11 protein-coding genes are annotated in these 16196 nt (G+C 66.3%); 4 read left to right on the forward strand and 7 right to left on the reverse strand.

The genetic code is table 11. The features are described from left to right. Positions 1-6 precede the first annotated feature (6 nt). From alg44 to argF, 6 genes are all read right to left on the reverse strand, one after another. Positions 7-1176 (reverse strand): alginate biosynthesis protein Alg44, encoded by a 1170-nt coding sequence (alg44, locus tag LT948_RS06110; protein WP_003092101.1) that lies wholly within the window; start codon positions 1174-1176, stop codon positions 7-9. An 82-nt stretch (positions 1177-1258) separates the two neighbouring features. After that, the gene (gene alg8, locus LT948_RS06115; protein WP_003119545.1) at positions 1259-2743 is read right to left on the reverse strand and encodes a mannuronan synthase; all 1485 of its coding nucleotides are present in this window, start codon (positions 2741-2743) and stop codon (positions 1259-1261) included. Between the two features lie 139 nt (positions 2744-2882). Beyond that, the gene (gene algD, locus LT948_RS06120; protein ID WP_003110461.1) at positions 2883-4193 is read right to left on the reverse strand and encodes a GDP-mannose 6-dehydrogenase; all 1311 of its coding nucleotides are present in this window, start codon (positions 4191-4193) and stop codon (positions 2883-2885) included. 903 nt (positions 4194-5096) lie between these two features. Then, entirely contained in the window at positions 5097-5876 is a 780-nt protein-coding gene (gene yaaA / locus LT948_RS06125; protein WP_021265141.1) for a peroxide stress protein YaaA, read from the reverse strand. 106 nt (positions 5877-5982) lie between these two features. Further along, complete coding sequence (locus LT948_RS06130) at positions 5983-7065, reverse strand: ABC transporter ATP-binding protein (protein ID WP_003092092.1); 1083 nt, start codon at positions 7063-7065, stop codon at positions 5983-5985. A gap of 4 nt (positions 7066-7069) precedes the next feature. Then, positions 7070-7987, reverse strand: a complete 918-nt coding sequence (argF, locus tag LT948_RS06135) for an ornithine carbamoyltransferase (RefSeq protein WP_033995642.1) — start codon at positions 7985-7987, stop codon at positions 7070-7072. Between the two features lie 312 nt (positions 7988-8299). On the opposite strand from argF, the gene LT948_RS06140 reads away from it, so the two are divergent. Then, on the forward strand, positions 8300-8731 hold the full coding sequence (locus tag LT948_RS06140; protein WP_009313597.1) for a hypothetical protein: 432 nt from the start codon (positions 8300-8302) through the stop codon (positions 8729-8731). A 393-nt stretch (positions 8732-9124) separates the two neighbouring features. Here the strand turns inward: LT948_RS06140 and eprS are convergent, their stop codons facing one another. Beyond that, a complete protein-coding gene (eprS, locus tag LT948_RS06145; RefSeq protein ID WP_033995643.1) occupies positions 9125-12112 on the reverse strand; it encodes an autotransporter serine peptidase EprS in 2988 nt (995 codons plus the stop codon). 298 nt (positions 12113-12410) lie between these two features. Between eprS and LT948_RS06150 the strand changes: the two genes are divergently transcribed. From LT948_RS06150 to LT948_RS06160, 3 genes are all read left to right on the forward strand, one after another. Beyond that, the gene (locus LT948_RS06150) at positions 12411-14519 is read left to right on the forward strand and encodes a molybdopterin oxidoreductase family protein (RefSeq protein ID WP_103119309.1); all 2109 of its coding nucleotides are present in this window, start codon (positions 12411-12413) and stop codon (positions 14517-14519) included. A gap of 112 nt (positions 14520-14631) precedes the next feature. Further along, positions 14632-14958 (forward strand): Grx4 family monothiol glutaredoxin, encoded by a 327-nt coding sequence (gene grxD / locus LT948_RS06155; protein ID WP_003092082.1) that lies wholly within the window; start codon positions 14632-14634, stop codon positions 14956-14958. A gap of 82 nt (positions 14959-15040) precedes the next feature. Continuing rightward, complete coding sequence (locus tag LT948_RS06160; protein WP_003104266.1) at positions 15041-16192, forward strand: MFS transporter; 1152 nt, start codon at positions 15041-15043, stop codon at positions 16190-16192. Positions 16193-16196 lie beyond the last annotated feature (4 nt).

A 16196-nucleotide genomic window follows, 5' to 3' on the forward strand; every position in this document is an offset into this window, starting at 1 on the left:
TACCGGTCAGCGAGCGGTGGCCAGGGTCACGGCCTTGTTCAGCAGGGTGCGGCCGGGCAGGCCGCCGATGCTGACCTCGGCCGGGCGGCCGGCGTACTGGGCGTCGAGCGGCTGGTCGGGCTGGATCTGCACGCGGATTTCCGAGGACAGGTCGCCGTCCACCGGCGCGGTGTTGACGATGCGGCCGCTGCGGTTGACGCCGTCGCCGGCGACCTGGAAGTTCACCCGGGTGCCCGGCGCCAGCTCGGCGGCGTTGCGGTAGGGGAAGCGCGCCTCGATGCTGGCCACGCTGTCGCGCGGCGCGAGGGTGAAGATCACCTGGCCCTTGTTGGCGTATTGCCCGTCGGCTACCAGTTGCTGGACCACGCGGCAGTCGCAGGGGCTGGTCAGGGTCCCTTTCATCTGGTGGCCGAAGAGCTTCTCGATGTTGCCCGGGTTGAGCTGCTCCTCGGTCAGGTTGCCCTTGAGCATGTCCAGCAGGTTGGCCGAGAAGGTGGCGATCGGCGCGCCTTTGGCGACTTCCGCGTTGGGCCCGAGAAGGCTCTGCACGGTGCCCTCGCGGGGCATGGTGATCTGCTGGTTGGGGACGCTGACCACGCCGGAATCGGCATGGGTGACGAAGTACAGGTTGTACATCTGGTTGAGGATGAAGGCGAAGGCGCCGACTCCGACGACGAAGATCGCGGTGCTCAGGGTCACCGCCCGGACCCGGCCGAAGAAACCCATCCCGCCGTTGCCGCCGCCCTGCTTGCGGGCCTTGGTGAAGTTCTCGCGCTGGAGGGTATTGAGCATGTCGCCGACGCCGATCACCTCGCCGGCCAGGTAGGAGGTGATCAGGTAGCGCAGGGCCGCCACCTCGCGCGGCTTGAGGTTCTGGAACTCGCAGCCGACCCGGCGGCTGGCGGGGTCCACCGAGCGCACCTGGAACTCCACTTCGAGGGAAAAGCTGATGCTGTCGACCTGGAACAGCAGCTTGCCCTTGTACAGGTCACCGGGCTGGATCGGCGCGCCGCTCGCGGTGAAGGCGAAGCCGCCGGCGGAGAGATCCAGCAGGCGTGCGTCGACGCCTTCGCGGTTGGCGCCGATGTAGCGGATGCGCGCCGGCAGCTTGACCCGGGCGAACTGGCGCTGGGCTTCGGATTCGTGCACGACGTTGACGTTGACGGCTGTATTCATGGTGTCGGGTCCTGTTCGGTCCAATCTGGGTCGATTTGCGCGCGGGCCGCGGCCCTGGCGTTGTCCGTAGTCGATTCGGTGGTCATACGATGGTCAGCAGCACGGCGACGAAGATGCTGGCGGCAGAGAAGGTCATGGCCCGCGACGACCAGGCGTTGAACCAGCGCTGGAAGCTGGCCAGGCCGCGCTCCAGCTTGGTCGGCTGGCGGGTCCAGGACTGCCGGTCGAGGCGGAAGAACACGTAGATCTTCACCAGCGCGCCGACGATCTGGTTGTAATAGAGGATCAGCGGATAGGCCGGGCCGATGCGGTGCCCGGAGAGCGAGAGGAGCAGGGTCAGCACCAGGCGGGTGAGGCCGATCCAGAGCAGGTACACCAGCAGGAAGGCGATGCTGTACTTGAGGCTGGCGAGGATCGCCACCACCAGGCCGAGCAGGCTGGTCCACATCGAGACGCGCTGGTCGAACAGCACCAGCATGGTGAACCAGCCCAGGCGCCGCGCGCCGAGCTTGAGCGCGCGCGAGTTCTGCCGCAGGTTGTTGCCGTACCAGCGGTACATCAGCTTGCGGCTGGCCTTGATGAAGCTCTTCTCCGGCGGGTGCTCGACCGTGTTGATCGCCGCGTCGGGCACGTAGAAGGTGTCGTAGCCCAGGCGCATCAGGCTGAACCAGCTGGACTTGTCGTCGCCGGTGAGGAACTTGAAGCGACCCAGGCGCCAGTGCTCCAGGTGGTCGTTCTCGACGTCGGTGATGAACTCGGGGTTGGTCACCACCCGGGCGCGGAACACCGACATCCGTCCGGTCATGGTCAGCACGCGCTTGGACAGGGCCATCGAGCACATGTTGATGTGGCGCTGGGCGAAGCGCAGCTTGTGCCACTCGCTCATCACGTAGCCGCCCTGCACTTCGCAGAATTCGTTGGTGGTGAGGCCGCCGACGTTGGGGAAGAGCTTGAACCAGGGCACGGTCTTCTTCACCACGCCGTGGTCGAGCACGGTGTCGCCGTCGATCACCGCGACCACCGCGTCGTCGTCCGGCAGGTGCCGGGAAATCGCGCGGAAGCCATAGGCCAGGCCGTCGCGCTTGCCGGTGCCGGGAATCCGCACGAAGTCGAGGCTGACCCGGTCCGGCGGGTTCATCTTCTCCCACAGAGAACGGACCAGGACCTCGTCGGACATCTCGACGATGGAGCAGACCACGGTGGTCGGGTAGCCGCTGTCGATGGCTTCGCGGATCACCGAGCGATAGACCATGGCGGTGGTCAGGGCGTCGATGCGGAAACTGGTGACCATCAGGAACACGTGCGACGGGTCGGCCGCGCTGCCCAACTGGCGCACGCGCCGGCGGTAGTACGGGTAGACCACGTGGAGGAACAGCATGCCGCGCAGGAAGTGCACGCCGCCCATGGAGTAGCGCCAGATGCCGACGGCGCCGATAAGCAGGATGAAATCCTTGGAGTCGGCGTCGAACACGGTCTTCGGCACTGCCAGCGCGAGCACCATCAGCAGGCTGAGGAACACCAGCCAGCCGGTGGCTTCGGCGAGGCCACGTTTGTAAGTTTCCATCATCAGTTCCATCGGGCTGGGGACCTTGGCCTCGACGCCGGCGTGCGCTTGTTGTTGTTATGGCGCACGCCGCGGAGACGGCCTTCGGTCCGAGGGCGATAAAGAGGTTCTTTACCGGCTCACGGGGCCAGGGGGCGGCCCGCTACCAGCAGATGCCCTCGGCCTGGGCAGTGGTGGTGTGCGGCATGAAGCCCACCAGGTCGACCAGCTTCTTGCCGCTCGGGGTCTTGTTCACCAGGTCGACGAACAGCTCGTCGCCATTGCCCAGCACCAGCACGTCGGAACTCGCCACCACTTCGTCGAGGTCGGAGACCAGCAGCGAGGAGACGTGCGGGATCTTCGACTCGATGTATTCCTTGTTGGCCCCGTGGACACGCGCGTATTCGACATTGCGGTCGAAGATGCGCAGCTCGTAGCCCTTGCCGATGAGCATCTCGGCCAGCTCCACCAGCGGGCTTTCGCGCAGGTCGTCGGTGCCGGCCTTGAACGACAGGCCGAGCAGGCCGACCTTGCGGGTGTCGTGGCTGGTGATGAGGTCGAAGGCCTTCTGCACCTGGTTGGAGTTGCTGCGCATCAGCGAACCGAGCATCGGGTGCTCGACGTCCAGCTGGCTGGCGCGATAGGTGAGGGCGCGTACATCCTTGGGCAGGCAGGAGCCGCCGAAGGCGAAGCCGGGACGCATGTAGTAGCGCGACAGGTTGAGCTTGTGGTCCTGGCAGATCACGTCCATCACCTCGCGGCCGTCGACGCCGACCGCCTTGGCGATGTTGCCGATCTCGTTGGCGAAGGTGACCTTGGCGGCGTGCCAGACGTTGCAGGTGTACTTGATCATCTCGGCGACCTCGACGGTCTTGCGGATGATCGGCGCGTCCAGCTCGCGGTAGATTTCCTCGAGAAGGTCGCCGGTCTGCTTGTCCAGTTCGCCGATCACGGTCATCGGCGGGAAGTCGTAGTCCTTGATCGCGGTGCTCTCGCGGAGGAACTCGGGGTTGGTGCCGACGCCGAAGTCGACCCCGGCCTTCTTGCCCGAGCAGTCCTCGATCAGCGGGATCACCACGTTGTTGACGGTGCCCGGCAGCACGGTGCTGCGCACCACCACGGTGTGGCGTTCGGACTTCTCGCGGATGGCGAAGCCGATCTCGCGGCAGACGGTCTCGATATAGCCCAGGTCCAGGTCGCCGTTCTTCTTGCTCGGCGTGCCGACGCAGATGAACGATACGTCGGAGTCCAGCACGGCCTTCTTGAAGTCGGTGGTGCCCGACAGCCGTCCGGTCTGCCGGCCTTGCTGCAACAACGCTTCCAGGCCCGGTTCGACGATGGGCGACTTGCCCTGGTTGATCAGGTCGATCTTGGTGCTGGAGACATCCACACCAATGACTTCATGACCGCGTGCCGACAGGCAGCCAGCACATACTGCACCGACATAGCCCAAACCAAAGATGCTGATTCGCATCGCATTCACCTCGATTGTTTGTCGCGCCGTTAATGAGGTGGCCGTATGGCCACTTCCCTATCTGGCGAGCCGTTACTACGAGCCCCGATCCAGAGCCCTTGATCCGCCTTCAGGCAGTTTCGAAAAGAGTGCTTAGTTATTCGGCACTCTAATAGGGCAAGTTATAAGTTCATGCCCTTTAATGTTTCAGGTGGGTTTCAATAACGGTGCATAACCCGACCTTGGATGCTTCGTTTTAGTTCGGTCCATAGAATTCAAGTTTCTAAAGGCCTTTAATTTCAACAGGTTGAGTTTGTCCCTCGGAGCGGGGTCCGATTATTCGAGACGGTTTCAAGTTGCTCTGCCCATAACTATCGATAGGCATCGCGGTGATAGGATGTTTTCTCTGCGAGGGAAGTTCCGGCCGTTTGTCCCGCTCGCGAAATATTTGGAAATATCCGTTTGATATCACTTGATACCAACTTGATGGCCTTTCCGTTAAATGCCTGCCAATGGCCACTAGTTGCAGAATGCATGGCGCCTGAAAGTTCCGCGTCACCGGAATGAAACAGAAGCCGCTTTTACCGCCTTAAGCAAACCTTAAGGATTCCTTAATCTTCGACCCATGCACTTTGCAATCGTAATTTGCATGTGATGGCGGGAGGCTGGTAATGGCCAATGGATTACGCCGGAGATGGCATTTCCGCCTCGAATTGGGAAAAAGCAGGTGGGCTGGGTGTGAAAAAATGTGATGCAGTTCCGCATGACTTGCAGACGAACGGTTGAGTAGGCCTATTCGCCACAAGGGCTTTTCCGGGGAGAAAGACGGCGCAGCAGAGCCTCGGAGGGACGAACGCTCCAGCGCCAGGAGGCGTCGGCGTGCCGAAAGAGGAGCGGCCCGCCAGGGCGGCGGGCCGGGGGAGGTCAGTCTTGCGGGGCGTCCCTGAGGAATACCAGCTGATCCGGGCCGGACTGCTCGGCGCTGAAGTAATAGCCGTGGGCGTTGAAGTCCTTCAGCCCGGCCGGGTCGCGCAGGCGCTCGCGGATCACGTAGCGAGCCATCATGCCGCGAGCCTTCTTGGCGTAGAAGCTGATGATCTTGTACTGGCCGTTCTTCAGGTCCTTGAACTCGGTGTCGATGACCCGCGCTTGCAGCGCCTTGCGCTTCACCGCGCCGAAGTACTCGTTGGAAGCCAGGTTGAGCAGCACATCGTCGCCCTGGGCGGCCAGCGCTTCGTTCAGCCACTGGGTGATACGCTCGCCCCAGAAGGCGTAGAGATCCTTGCCACGGGCGTTGGCCAGGCGGGTGCCCATTTCCAGTCGATAGGGCTGCATGAGGTCGAGCGGGCGCAGCACGCCGTAGAGACCGGAGAGCATGCGCAGGTGATCCTGGGCGAAGGCGAAATCGTCCTCGCCGAAGTCTTCCGCGTTGAGGCCGGTGTAGACATCGCCCTTGAAGGCGAGCAACGCCTGCTTGGCGTTCTCCGGGGTGAACTCCGGATGCCAGCTGGCGTAGCGAGCGGCATTCAGGCCGGCGAGCTTGTCGGAAAGCTTCATCAGTTCGCTGATCTGCAGCGGGGTGAGCTGGCGCAGTTGCTGGATCAGTTCCTGGGCGTGGTCCAGGTATTGCGGCTGGGTGAAGCGGTGGGTGACCGGCGGGGTCTCGTAGTCCAGGGTCTTGGCGGGGGAAATCACCATCAGCATCGTTCAGGCTCCTCGAATCGTCGGGCGATTGTAGGGGCTGGAGACGTCCGGCTCCACCTATGCGGTCGATAGGGAAAGGCGCCGCCGACCGAGCGGCGCCGAGGTATCAGGCCTGGACGGGAGCGAGGTGCGCGGCGACGCTGCCCCGGGCGGCGAACACCACCAGGTGGTCGGCGGCGACGCGGATACCGACGTCATCGCCCGGCTGGTGGTCGGCATGGCTGGGGAAGATCGATTCCAGCTGGGTACCGGTGGGTAATTGCAGGCGGTACAGGGTGGCGGCGCCGAGGAAGGTCTTGCCGACGATCCGCGCCTTCAGCTCGCCCTGCGGCGCGTGCACCAGGTCGTCCGGGCGCAGCAGGACGTCTACCGCGCTGCCGGAAGGCAGGCTGTAGGCGCGATTGCCGCGGATCACGCCGAGTTCGGTCTGCACCGTATCGGGGCTGAGCAACTGGCCGCGAATGAAGTAGCCCTGGCCGACGAAGCTGGCGACGAAGGGCGTCAGCGGCTCGTGGTAGAGGTTGTAGGGGGTGTCCCACTGTTCCAGGTGACCTTCCTTGAACACGCCGATGTGGTCGCAGACGGCGAAGGCTTCTTCCTGGTCGTGGGTCACCAGGATCGCGCTGGTGCCGCGTGCCTTGAGGATCTCGCGAACCTCCTGGCTGAGGCTGCGGCGCAGTTCCACGTCGAGGTTGGAGAAGGGTTCGTCGAGCAGCAGCAACAGCGGTTCGGGCGCCAGCGCGCGGGCCAGGGCCACCCGTTGTTGCTGGCCGCCGGAGAGTTCGTGGGGGTGGCGCGCGGCGAGGTGGTCGAGCTTGACCAGCTCCAGAAGCTCGCGCACCAGGCGCTCGCGTTGTGGATGCTTGCGGATGCCGAAGCCGACATTGTCGGCCACGCTGAGATGCGGGAACAGCGCGTAGTCCTGGAACACCATGCCGATCCGGCGTTTCTCCGGCGCCAGGGTGAAGCCGGGACGCGAGATGACTTCGCCGCCCAGCTCGATCTGCCCGGCCAGCACCGGCTCGAAGCCGGCGATGGCGCGCAGGGTGGTGGTCTTGCCGCATCCCGAAGGACCCAGCAGGCAGCCGATGTCTCCGGCATTGAGGTGCAGGTCGAGGTCCTGCACCACTTTCTGCGAGGCGTAGCCGCAGGCGAGATCTTTCAGGTTCAGCAGCAGGTCGTGGCTCATGGGCTCAGGCGTAATGGGCGTGTTCGATCAGCAATTCGAGGAGGGCCTTCTGCGCGTGCAGACGGTTCTCTGCCTGGTCCCAGGCTACCGAGCGCGGGTCGTCCAGCAACTCTTCGCTGATTTCCTCGCCGCGGTGGGCCGGCAGGCAGTGCATGAATAGTACATCGTCGACGGCCCCATCGAGCAACGCGGCGTTCACCTGGTAGGGACGGAACAGGGCGATGCGCGCGGCGGCTTCGTCTTCCTGGCCCATCGAGGCCCACACGTCGGTGCTCACCAGGTGCGCGCCGGCCACCGCCTCGCGCGGGTCGCGGACGACGCGCAGGCGGTCGCCGGCAAGGGCGACGAACTCGGCCTTCGGCTCGTAGCCCTCGGGGCAGGCCACGCGCAGCTGGAAGTCGAACTTCAGCGCCGCTTCTATATAGCTGTTGCACATGTTGTTGCCGTCGCCGATCCAGGCCACGGTCTTGCCCTGGATGCTGCCGCGGTGCTCGTGGAAGGTCTGCATGTCGGCGAGCAACTGGCAGGGGTGCAGGTCGTCGGACAGGCCGTTGATCACCGGCACCTTCGAGTGCGCGGCGAATTCCGTCAGGGTGGCGTGGGCGAAGGTGCGGATCATCACGCCGTCGAGCATCCGCGACATGACCCGGGCGCTGTCGCCGATCGGCTCGCCGCGGCCGAGCTGGGTGTCGCGCGGGGAGAGGAAGATCGCCTGGCCGCCGAGCTGGATCATCCCGGCTTCGAAGGACAGGCGGGTACGGGTCGAAGCCTTCTCGAAGACCATGCCCAGGACCCGGCTCTTCAGCGGCTCGTAGAGCACGCCTCGGTTGCGCAGGTCCTTCAGCTCGCTGCCGCGGCGGATCAGACCGATCAGCTCTTCGGGGCTGTAATCCATAAACGAGAGAAAGTGCCGTACGCTCATCGCTGACTACCTTTTATTTTTACTGCTGGCCGAGGCACTGGCCGGCTTTCGCGAGAGAAAACGGGACTGGACCTGCGGCGGGACCGCAACGTGCGGGAAAATAGGGGAAGGCGCGATCTTATAAGGAAATGTCGCGGAAACACAAGGAGGGGCTTGGAAGGCGCGGGTTACGGGTTTTTCCGGGTCTTCGCGGTTGTCCCGCCGCCAAAGTCCCGCCTCGTCGATCTATCGGTTGGGCGGGGCGACGCTTTATGCTGTGCGCGCCCGGATGCCTTCATGGAGGAGGCGGGTTTCGGACCAGGGAGGTCGAACATGCACACGGGAGAAACACTCGCCGCCGCGCCGCCGGCACGGCCATTGCGCCAATCGCGGCTGGGCGGCCTGTCGCTGTTCCTCGCCCTGGCCGGGGTCGCCATCGCGCTGGCGGTGATGGCGCTGGCGCTCGGCGAGCGGATCGACCTCAGCGACGAGAACCATCTGCTCGGCCTGTTCGCCGCCTTGCTGGCGGTCTTCGCGGTATCGACCTGCGGCCTGGTGCTGGGCCTGGCCGGCCTGCTCAGGCGCAGCCGCAAGCGTCACCTGGCCCTGGCCGGCATCGTCCTCAACCTGTCGTGCCTGCTCTGGGGCTGGCATGCGCTGAGCACGGCGGCGGCCGCGATCCTGGTGGTCCTGGGGCAAACCGGGTTGTCGTTCCTCAGCGCCCTGGCGGTGCTGTTCGGCATGATCTTCTTCCGCCAGGCCTGACCCGTTCCGCGACTGTGCGCAGGCAGCCTGGGCGCCCGCCGTTCGGCCGCTCGTTCATCGGATTGCCGGATTGCGGCCATTCGTCGCGGATTTGCAGGGGCAGGGGCTCAGCCGGGGAAGGAGGGCGCGAGAGGAGCAAAAGGTGAGCCCCGGAGGTGCGGATCTCCGGGGCTCGTGCGGCACGGTGGTGCGGGCACCGGGTCGCGATCAGCGCTGGAAGGGATAGTACAGCGCTGGATGGACAGTATAGCGCTATGCATTTCGCATGAATCCTTTAGTTAGGTCTTTTTCTCATATTTGCAGCGGTTTCGTGACCGAGGGCAATGAAGTGGCTTTTTCCCCTTGCCGCCCGCCGGAACCCATCCAACGGACGGCATGCCCTCGTAACCGAAGTCAGAAACGCCAGTCGACGACCAGTCCGACGCCATGGTCCTTCTCGCGGCTGCCCAGCAGGCCGTTGTAGCCCAGCCGCACGCTCACTTCGCGATTCACCGCGAGGCTGGCGTCGACGCCGAGCAGCGCGGCGTCGCGGGACAGGGCCACGCTTTCCACGCTGAATGGCTGGCTGCCGCTGGCGAACGCCAGGTGGCGTTGCGGGGTGGTGTCGCTCAGGTTGTGGCGCCAGCCGAGGGTGCCGGAGAGCGCCAGGCGGCGTTCGGCATCCAGCTCGAAATGCCGTTTCGCGCGCAGGCCCAGGGTGGTGAAGGCGGCGTCCAGGTTGTCGTCGCCACCCTCCAGGGCCGCGGCACTACCGCGTTCGCGGAAGTCATCGCTGGCGACGTGCACGTAGGCCAGCCCGGCGAAGGGTTCCAGCTCCAGGCTGCGCCAGCCCAACGCGTAGGCGGCCTCGGCGAACAACTGGCTGCTCTGTGCGTCGAGCTTGGCCTTCTGCTTGCCGGCCACGGCGCCGTATTGCAGGTCGCGCTTGACCTCGGCGCGGTGCCAGGCGTGCGCCGCGCCGAGGCTCAGGCGCCATTGCTGCAATTGCCGGCCGAGGTAGGCGCCGAGGTGGTAGCTGTCGATGCTGGCGGAGGATTGCAGGCTACTGTCCATGTTCAGCGAGCTGTTGCTGTAGCCGGCCACCAGGCCGAGGCGCGTGTCGCTGGCGACCTGGCTGTCGACGCCGAGCAGGAAGCCGCCGACCGAATGCCGGTAGCCTTCGCTGCCGTGGCTGCCATCGGCGCTCTTGCCCCAGGAGCCGAGCGCCTTGAACCAGCCTTCGGGAGCCTCCCCGCCGGCCTCGCCGTCGCTGGCCTGGCGCAGGCGTTCGCCGACGCTGTCGCGCAGATAGCGGCTGTCGTTGAGCAACAGGCCGGCGAGCGCCGGGTAGATTTCCCCGGACAATTGCTGGAAGGCCCGTTGGGCGGTTGCGGCGTTTTCCGACAGGAGCAGGCTTTCGTAGACCGGGTTGCCGGCGCCGAGCGCTTCCACGGCACCAGCGACCGCCGCCTGGTTGGGCGTCTGCGCGACGCTGGCGAGGGCCGTGCCGTTGCGTCCGATATCCAGGCGGATGGCGTTGGCCGCGTAGTCCAGGGTGCCGCCGAGGAACAGGTAGTTCGGCAATACCGCGTCGAAGCGCCCGTCGATGCCGCCGGCGGCGTCGAGGATGTCGTAGCGGCGGCCGACCAGGCTCTCGACCTGGGACTGGCTGAGCAGGTCGGGGTTGTTTTCCATGGCCAGGGTGACATTGCCGCCCGCGATGCTCGCCTTGCCGCTGGCGACGATCCGGTCGCTGGCGCTTTCCGAAAGCTCCACCGCGTAGGTCGAGCCGGATTCGAAGCGCAGGTCCCCGGCGACCTCCAGGGTGCCGATGGAGTTGCCCGCGGCCACCGTGCCGCCGGAGCGCGCCAGCAGGCCGCCGATCCTGCCGCTGCCGCCGAGGGTGCCGCCGGCATTGACTTCGACGGCGGACAGCAGCGAACCGTCGACGCTGAGCAGCCCGCCATCGACCAGGGTCGGCCCGCGATAGGTGCTGTCGCCGCTCAGGACCAGGCTGCCGGCACCGGCCTTGACCAGGCTGCCCTGGTACTGGCGCTGGGCGGCGGCCTGGTCGCGGGCCATGCCGATGGCATAGTCGGTGCGTTCCTGCTGGCTGGCGCCGGCCGGCAGGCCGTTTTCCCAGCCCTTGTCCTTCAGCGTCCGCTGCCAGGCCGCGTGCTCGGCGGCGTCCTCGGCCTGGCGCTGGAGCAGGGCGCTATCGGAAATCGGGTTGCTCCATTCGTCGCGCAGGCCGGCCGGGAGGTTGGCCTCGAAGCTGCCGAGCAATTGTCCAGGCCCATGCATCGCCCGACCGAGATCCGGCACGCCCCAGCCGACGGTGTCGGTGGGGGCGCCGGTCGGCGTGCCGTCGAGCTGGGTGGCGGTGGTCAGCAGAACCTGCAGCGCCTGCTCGTTGTTCAGGTACGGATAGCGCTGCATGACCAGGGCCAGCGCGCCGGTGGCGTGGGGCGCGGCCATCGAGGTACCGGACTTGTTGGCATAGCCGCCGCCGGGCATGGTGCTGTTGATCAGGCGGCCGGGCGTGGTGATGCACCAGTACTTGGCGATGCCGCAGCGGTTGTAGCGCTGGCCGTTCTGCTGGTCGAGGCCGGACACGGCCAGCCAGTGGCCTTCCAGGTCCGGCTGGAAGTAGGGCAGGGCGGAGCGCACGCTGGCGTTGGCGTAGCCGCTGTTGCCGGCGCTGAAGACGTTGATCACGCCCTGGCGGGAGACGCCGGCGGCGGCGTCCAGCCAGGTGGAGCGCCCGTAGTGCTGGGCATAGGCGGCGTGCAGGCCGTCGAGGGTCTCGTAGCTGACGTCCTTGGGCTGGCTGCCCCAACTGTTGTTGATCGCCCGCACCCCGGCGTCGGCCAGCGCCTGGTAGGCGGCCTTGAAATAGTTCGGGTCGGGCGTCGGGCCGAACAGGAAGCTGTCGTTCTGGTTGGTGTTGGCGACGTACACCTGTGCCGCGTAGGCCACCCCGTGCATGCCGACGCCGTCGCGCGAGGCACCGAGGGTGCCGCCGACGTGGGTGCCGTGGGAGTCGTTGTTGCCGTTCATCGCGCCGCTGACGCTGAACGGCGTGCCGTCGACATAGGTGCCGCTGGCCGTCACCGGCTGGTAGCGCGAGGCGGGGGTATCCGGATGGCTCGGGTCGAAACCGGAGTCCATCTCGCCGATCTTCACGCCCTGGCCGTCGATGCCGGCGGCATAGGCCTGGTCGGCCCGCATCCGTTCCAGGCCCCAGTCCTGCTGGTATTCGGCGGAGCGCCAACTGGCCGGATCGCCGGGCCGACCGGTTTCGACATAGGCGGCCGTGGCCGGCTGGGCGATCCAGGCGCCCAGCAGCAGGGCGGCTGACAACGAGGTGGGGCGAGGGCGGAAGGGGCGGGCGTCGGTCATGCGGTCTCCACGCTTTATTGGTCTTGTCGGACAGGGGCGGACTCGAAGAGACAAGGTTTAGCACCGGCTTTCGCCGCGCCGGAATTCCCAGGTGGATAGTTGACAGCCGGACAAACGGCACGCCTCCCCTCTACCGCGCCCATCGGCCAGCCTGATGCCTGGCGATTCAGCCGACTGACGCTGCTGGCGCGGCGGCGGAAGGCGCCGCATAGTGCCGATTCGACGACTAGACCGGTCGTCTGGTCCTCGCGTACGCGCCGGGCCGCGGCGGCCGGCGACGACAATGAAGAGGCGAGCCATGAGCAAGACCCTCCACTACCGTGCGTGCCATCTCTGCGAGGCCATCTGCGGTCTCGCCATCGAGACCGAGAGCGACGAGGGCGGCGTGCCGCGGATCCGCTCGATCAAGGGCGACCCGCAGGACAGCTTCAGCCGCGGCCATGTCTGTCCCAAGGCGGTGGCCCTGCAGGACATCCAGGACGACCCCGACCGCCTGCGCCAGCCGTTGCGCCGGGTCGGCAGCGAGTGGCAGCCGATCGGCTGGGACGAGGCCTTCGCGCTGGTGGCCAGCCGCCTCGGCGAGATCCGCGAGCGCCATGGCAACGATGCGGTGGCGGTCTACCAGGGCAATCCGAGCGTGCACAACTACGGCCTGATGACCCATAGCAACTACTTCCTCGGCCTGCTGAAAACGCGCAACCGCTTCTCCGCGACTTCCGTCGACCAGTTGCCGCATCACCTGGTCAGCCAGCAGATGTACGGCCATGGTTTGTTGATCCCGATCCCCGACATCGACCACACCGACTTCATGCTGGTGCTCGGCGGCAACCCGCTGGCGTCCAACGGCAGCATCATGACCGTGCCGGACGTGGAGAAGCGCCTGAAGGTGCTGAAGGCCCGCGGCGGCCGGCTGGTGGTGGTCGATCCCCGGCGCAGCGAGACCGCGGCTATCGCCGACCGGCACCTGTTCATTCGTCCCGGCCAGGATGCGGCGCTGTTGCTCGGGATACTCAACACCCTGTTCGAGGAGCACCTCGGTCGCCCCACGCCGCTGCCGGTCGACGGGCTGGAGCGGGTGCGCGAGGCGGTCGCGGTCTTCGACGCCGAGTCCATGAGCGTGCGCTGTGGCGTGCCGGCCGAAAGCATTCGCCAACTGGCGCGGGATTTCGCCGCCGCCGAACGGGCGGTCTGCTATGGCCGGATGGGCGTTTCCACCCAGGCCTTCGGCACGCTCTGCCAGTGGCTGGTGCAACTGATCAACCTGGTCACTGGCAACCTCGACCGGGTCGGTGGCGCGCTGTGCACCTCGCCGGCCCTGGACCTGGTGGCGAGTACCTCGGGTGGCCACTTCGACCGTTGGCGCAGCCGCGTCTCGGGGCTGCCGGAATATGGCGGCGAACTGCCGGTGGCGGCATTGGCGGAAGAAATCCTCGGCGAAGGCGAGGGGCAGGTGCGCGCGCTGGTCACGGTAGCCGGCAACCCGGTGCTGTCCACGCCCAACGGGAGGCGGCTCGAACAGGCCCTGGACGGCCTGGAGTTCATGCTCAGCATCGACCTCTACATCAACGAGACGACCCGCTACGCCGATCTCATCCTGCCGCCCACCGCGCCGCTGGAGCACGATCACTACGACACCACCTTCAACGTCTTCGCCGTGCGTAACGTGACCCGTTTCAACGAGGCTGTGCTGCCGCGTCCCGAGGGTGCGCTGCACGACTGGGAGATCTTCGTCGGCCTGGCGCGGGCCTTCGCCGCGCGCAACGGCCTGGAGCTGAAACCGACCCTGGAACCGCAGCAGATGATCGACCTGGGCCTGCGCGCTGGTGCCTACGGCGACCGTTCCGAGCACAGGCTGAGCCTGGCCACTCTGCGCGAACATCCCCACGGCATCGACCTCGGGCCGCTGCGGCCGAACCTGGCGCCGCGCCTGAAGACCGTCGGCCAGCGCATCCAGGCCGCGCCGCCGCTGTTCGTCGACGACCTGCAACGCTTCGCCGCACAGCCACTGCCTGCGTCCGACCAGTTGCTGCTGATCGGACGACGCCACGTGCGCAGCAACAATTCCTGGATGCACAACTACCATCGCCTGGTGAAGGGCAAGCCGCGTCACCAGTTGCTGATGCACCCGCGCGACCTGGAGGGTCGCGGCCTGGTCGACGGGCAGCGGGTGCGGGTGCGCTCGCGGGTCGGCAGCGTCGAGGTGGAGGTGGCGGCGAGCAGCGAGATGATGCCCGGGGTGGTCAGCCTGCCGCACGGCTGGGGCCACGCGCGGCCCGGCGTGCAACTGGCGATCGCCCGCGCCCAGGCCGGCGCCAGCGCCAACGACCTGACCGACGAGCGTCATCTCGACCTGCTGTCGGGCAACGCCGCGCTCAACGGCCTGCCGGTGGAGGTGGAAGCGGCCTGAGCGGGTCGACGGAACGCGAGAGTAAAGCCGAGCGTCGCGCTAGGCTTTCCGATACAATACCGGTCATTATTTGCCGAGTTACCGTGTCGAAACGTTCCTGTTGAGGTAAGCCATGGACATCATCGAAACCATTAAAGAGCAGATCGCCAACAACCCCATCCTGCTGTACATGAAGGGTTCGCCGAACGCCCCGCAGTGCGGTTTCTCCTCGCGCGCGGCCCAGGTGCTGATGGCCTGTGGCGAGAAGTTCGCCTACGTCGACATCCTGCAGAACCCGGAAATCCGCGCCAACCTGCCGAAGTACGCGAACTGGCCGACCTTCCCGCAGCTGTGGGTCAATGGCGAACTGGTCGGCGGCAGCGACATCCTCGCCGAGATGTTCGAGAAGGGCGAACTGCAGACCCTGGTCAAGGACGCGGCGGCCAAAGCCAACGCCTGATCCGCGCATCCGACGAAGAGCCCCGCCTTGTGCGGGGTTTCTTTTTTGTCCGGAGAAACCAGCAAGGAAACCGGGAGCCTCCATGTCGGAAGTCAATCCTCGCCAGGGTCGCCTGGCTTGCATCTATTTCTTCGCCATGGCCGGGCTGGTCATCGGCAACCTGATGGGACGCATCCCGGCGCTCAAGGAGCAGACCCAGCTGGACGAGCGCGCGCTCGGCCAGGCCCTGCTCGGCGTCGGGGTCGGCGCGCTCACGGCGTTCCCGTTGAGCGGTTTCCTGGTCCAGCGCATCGGCAGCCGCAGCGTAGTGATCGGCGGTTGCCTGATCATGCTGCTGGTGTTTCCGCTGCTCGGCCTGAGCCAGGGCTGGTGGCAACTGGCCCTGGCCTTCTACGTGCTGGGCGTGAGCTTCGCCGGGATGGACGTGGCGATGAACATCCAGGCGGTGGATGTCGAGCGCCTGCTCGGCAAGCCCTGCATGTCCATGCTGCATGGCATGTACAGCCTCGGCTGCCTGGTCGGTGCGTTGAGCGCCGCGGCCCTGGCCGGACTGACGCCGTTCTGGCATTTCCTCATTCTCACCGCACTCGGCCTGCTGAGCCTGCCATTCTTCGTACGCGCGTTGCTTCCGCCGGACCCGAGCAAGGCGGGCGCGCGCAAGGGCGGCGGCTTCACCTTGCCGCCGCGGGCCTTGCTCGGCCTGGGCCTGCTGATTCTCTGCGCGTTCGTTTCCGAGGGCGGCGTGGCTGACTGGAGCGCGCTGTTCCTGCACAGCGTTCTGGATGCTTCCGAGCGGGTGGCGGCGCTGGGCTTCGCGGCGTTTTCCGCGGCGATGGTGGTGGGGCGCCTGTTCGGCGACCGCCTGCGCGGACGCATCGACGATGCGCCATTGCTGCGCGGCCTGGGCTCGCTGGCCACGCTGGGCATGCTGGTAGCGCTGTTCAGCCCCTGGCCGGCGCTGAGCATCGCCGGTTTCGGGGTGGTTGGCCTGGGGCTGTCGGTGATGGTGCCGATCGTGATCAGCGCTGCTGGCAACCAGCCGGGCATCGATCCGGTGATCGGGGTCGCCGCCGTCTCTACCGTGGGGTATGGCGGACTGCTGATGGGACCGCCGCTGATCGGCCTGCTGGCCCACGAGATCGGCCTGCGCTGGGCATTGCTGGTACTGGTCGGTCTTTGCCTGTTGCTGGCCCTGCGCGCCGATCTGGTCCGGCGCAGGCCGCGCAGCGCCTGAGGCT

This window comes from Pseudomonas sp. CP-1 (assembly GCF_021213715.1).
Taxonomy (GTDB): domain Bacteria; phylum Pseudomonadota; class Gammaproteobacteria; order Pseudomonadales; family Pseudomonadaceae; genus Pseudomonas; species Pseudomonas aeruginosa.

What these genes read in the sequence shown, in the direction of transcription:
- algD (WP_003110461.1), bottom strand. Translation starts at nt 4,193, where the DNA reads ATGCGAATCAGCATCTTTGGTTTGGGCTATGTCGGTGCAGTATGTGCT.
- LT948_RS06150 (WP_103119309.1), top strand. Translation starts at nt 12,411, where the DNA reads ATGAGCAAGACCCTCCACTACCGTGCGTGCCATCTCTGCGAGGCCATC.
- argF (WP_033995642.1), bottom strand. Translation starts at nt 7,987, where the DNA reads ATGAGCGTACGGCACTTTCTCTCGTTTATGGATTACAGCCCCGAAGAG.
- alg44 (WP_003092101.1), bottom strand. Translation starts at nt 1,176, where the DNA reads ATGAATACAGCCGTCAACGTCAACGTCGTGCACGAATCCGAAGCCCAG.
- grxD (WP_003092082.1), top strand. Translation starts at nt 14,632, where the DNA reads ATGGACATCATCGAAACCATTAAAGAGCAGATCGCCAACAACCCCATC.
- eprS (WP_033995643.1), bottom strand. Translation starts at nt 12,112, where the DNA reads ATGACCGACGCCCGCCCCTTCCGCCCTCGCCCCACCTCGTTGTCAGCC.
- LT948_RS06160 (WP_003104266.1), top strand. Translation starts at nt 15,041, where the DNA reads ATGTCGGAAGTCAATCCTCGCCAGGGTCGCCTGGCTTGCATCTATTTC.
- alg8 (WP_003119545.1), bottom strand. Translation starts at nt 2,743, where the DNA reads ATGATGGAAACTTACAAACGTGGCCTCGCCGAAGCCACCGGCTGGCTG.
- yaaA (WP_021265141.1), bottom strand. Translation starts at nt 5,876, where the DNA reads ATGCTGATGGTGATTTCCCCCGCCAAGACCCTGGACTACGAGACCCCG.
- LT948_RS06130 (WP_003092092.1), bottom strand. Translation starts at nt 7,065, where the DNA reads ATGAGCCACGACCTGCTGCTGAACCTGAAAGATCTCGCCTGCGGCTAC.
- LT948_RS06140 (WP_009313597.1), top strand. Translation starts at nt 8,300, where the DNA reads ATGCACACGGGAGAAACACTCGCCGCCGCGCCGCCGGCACGGCCATTG.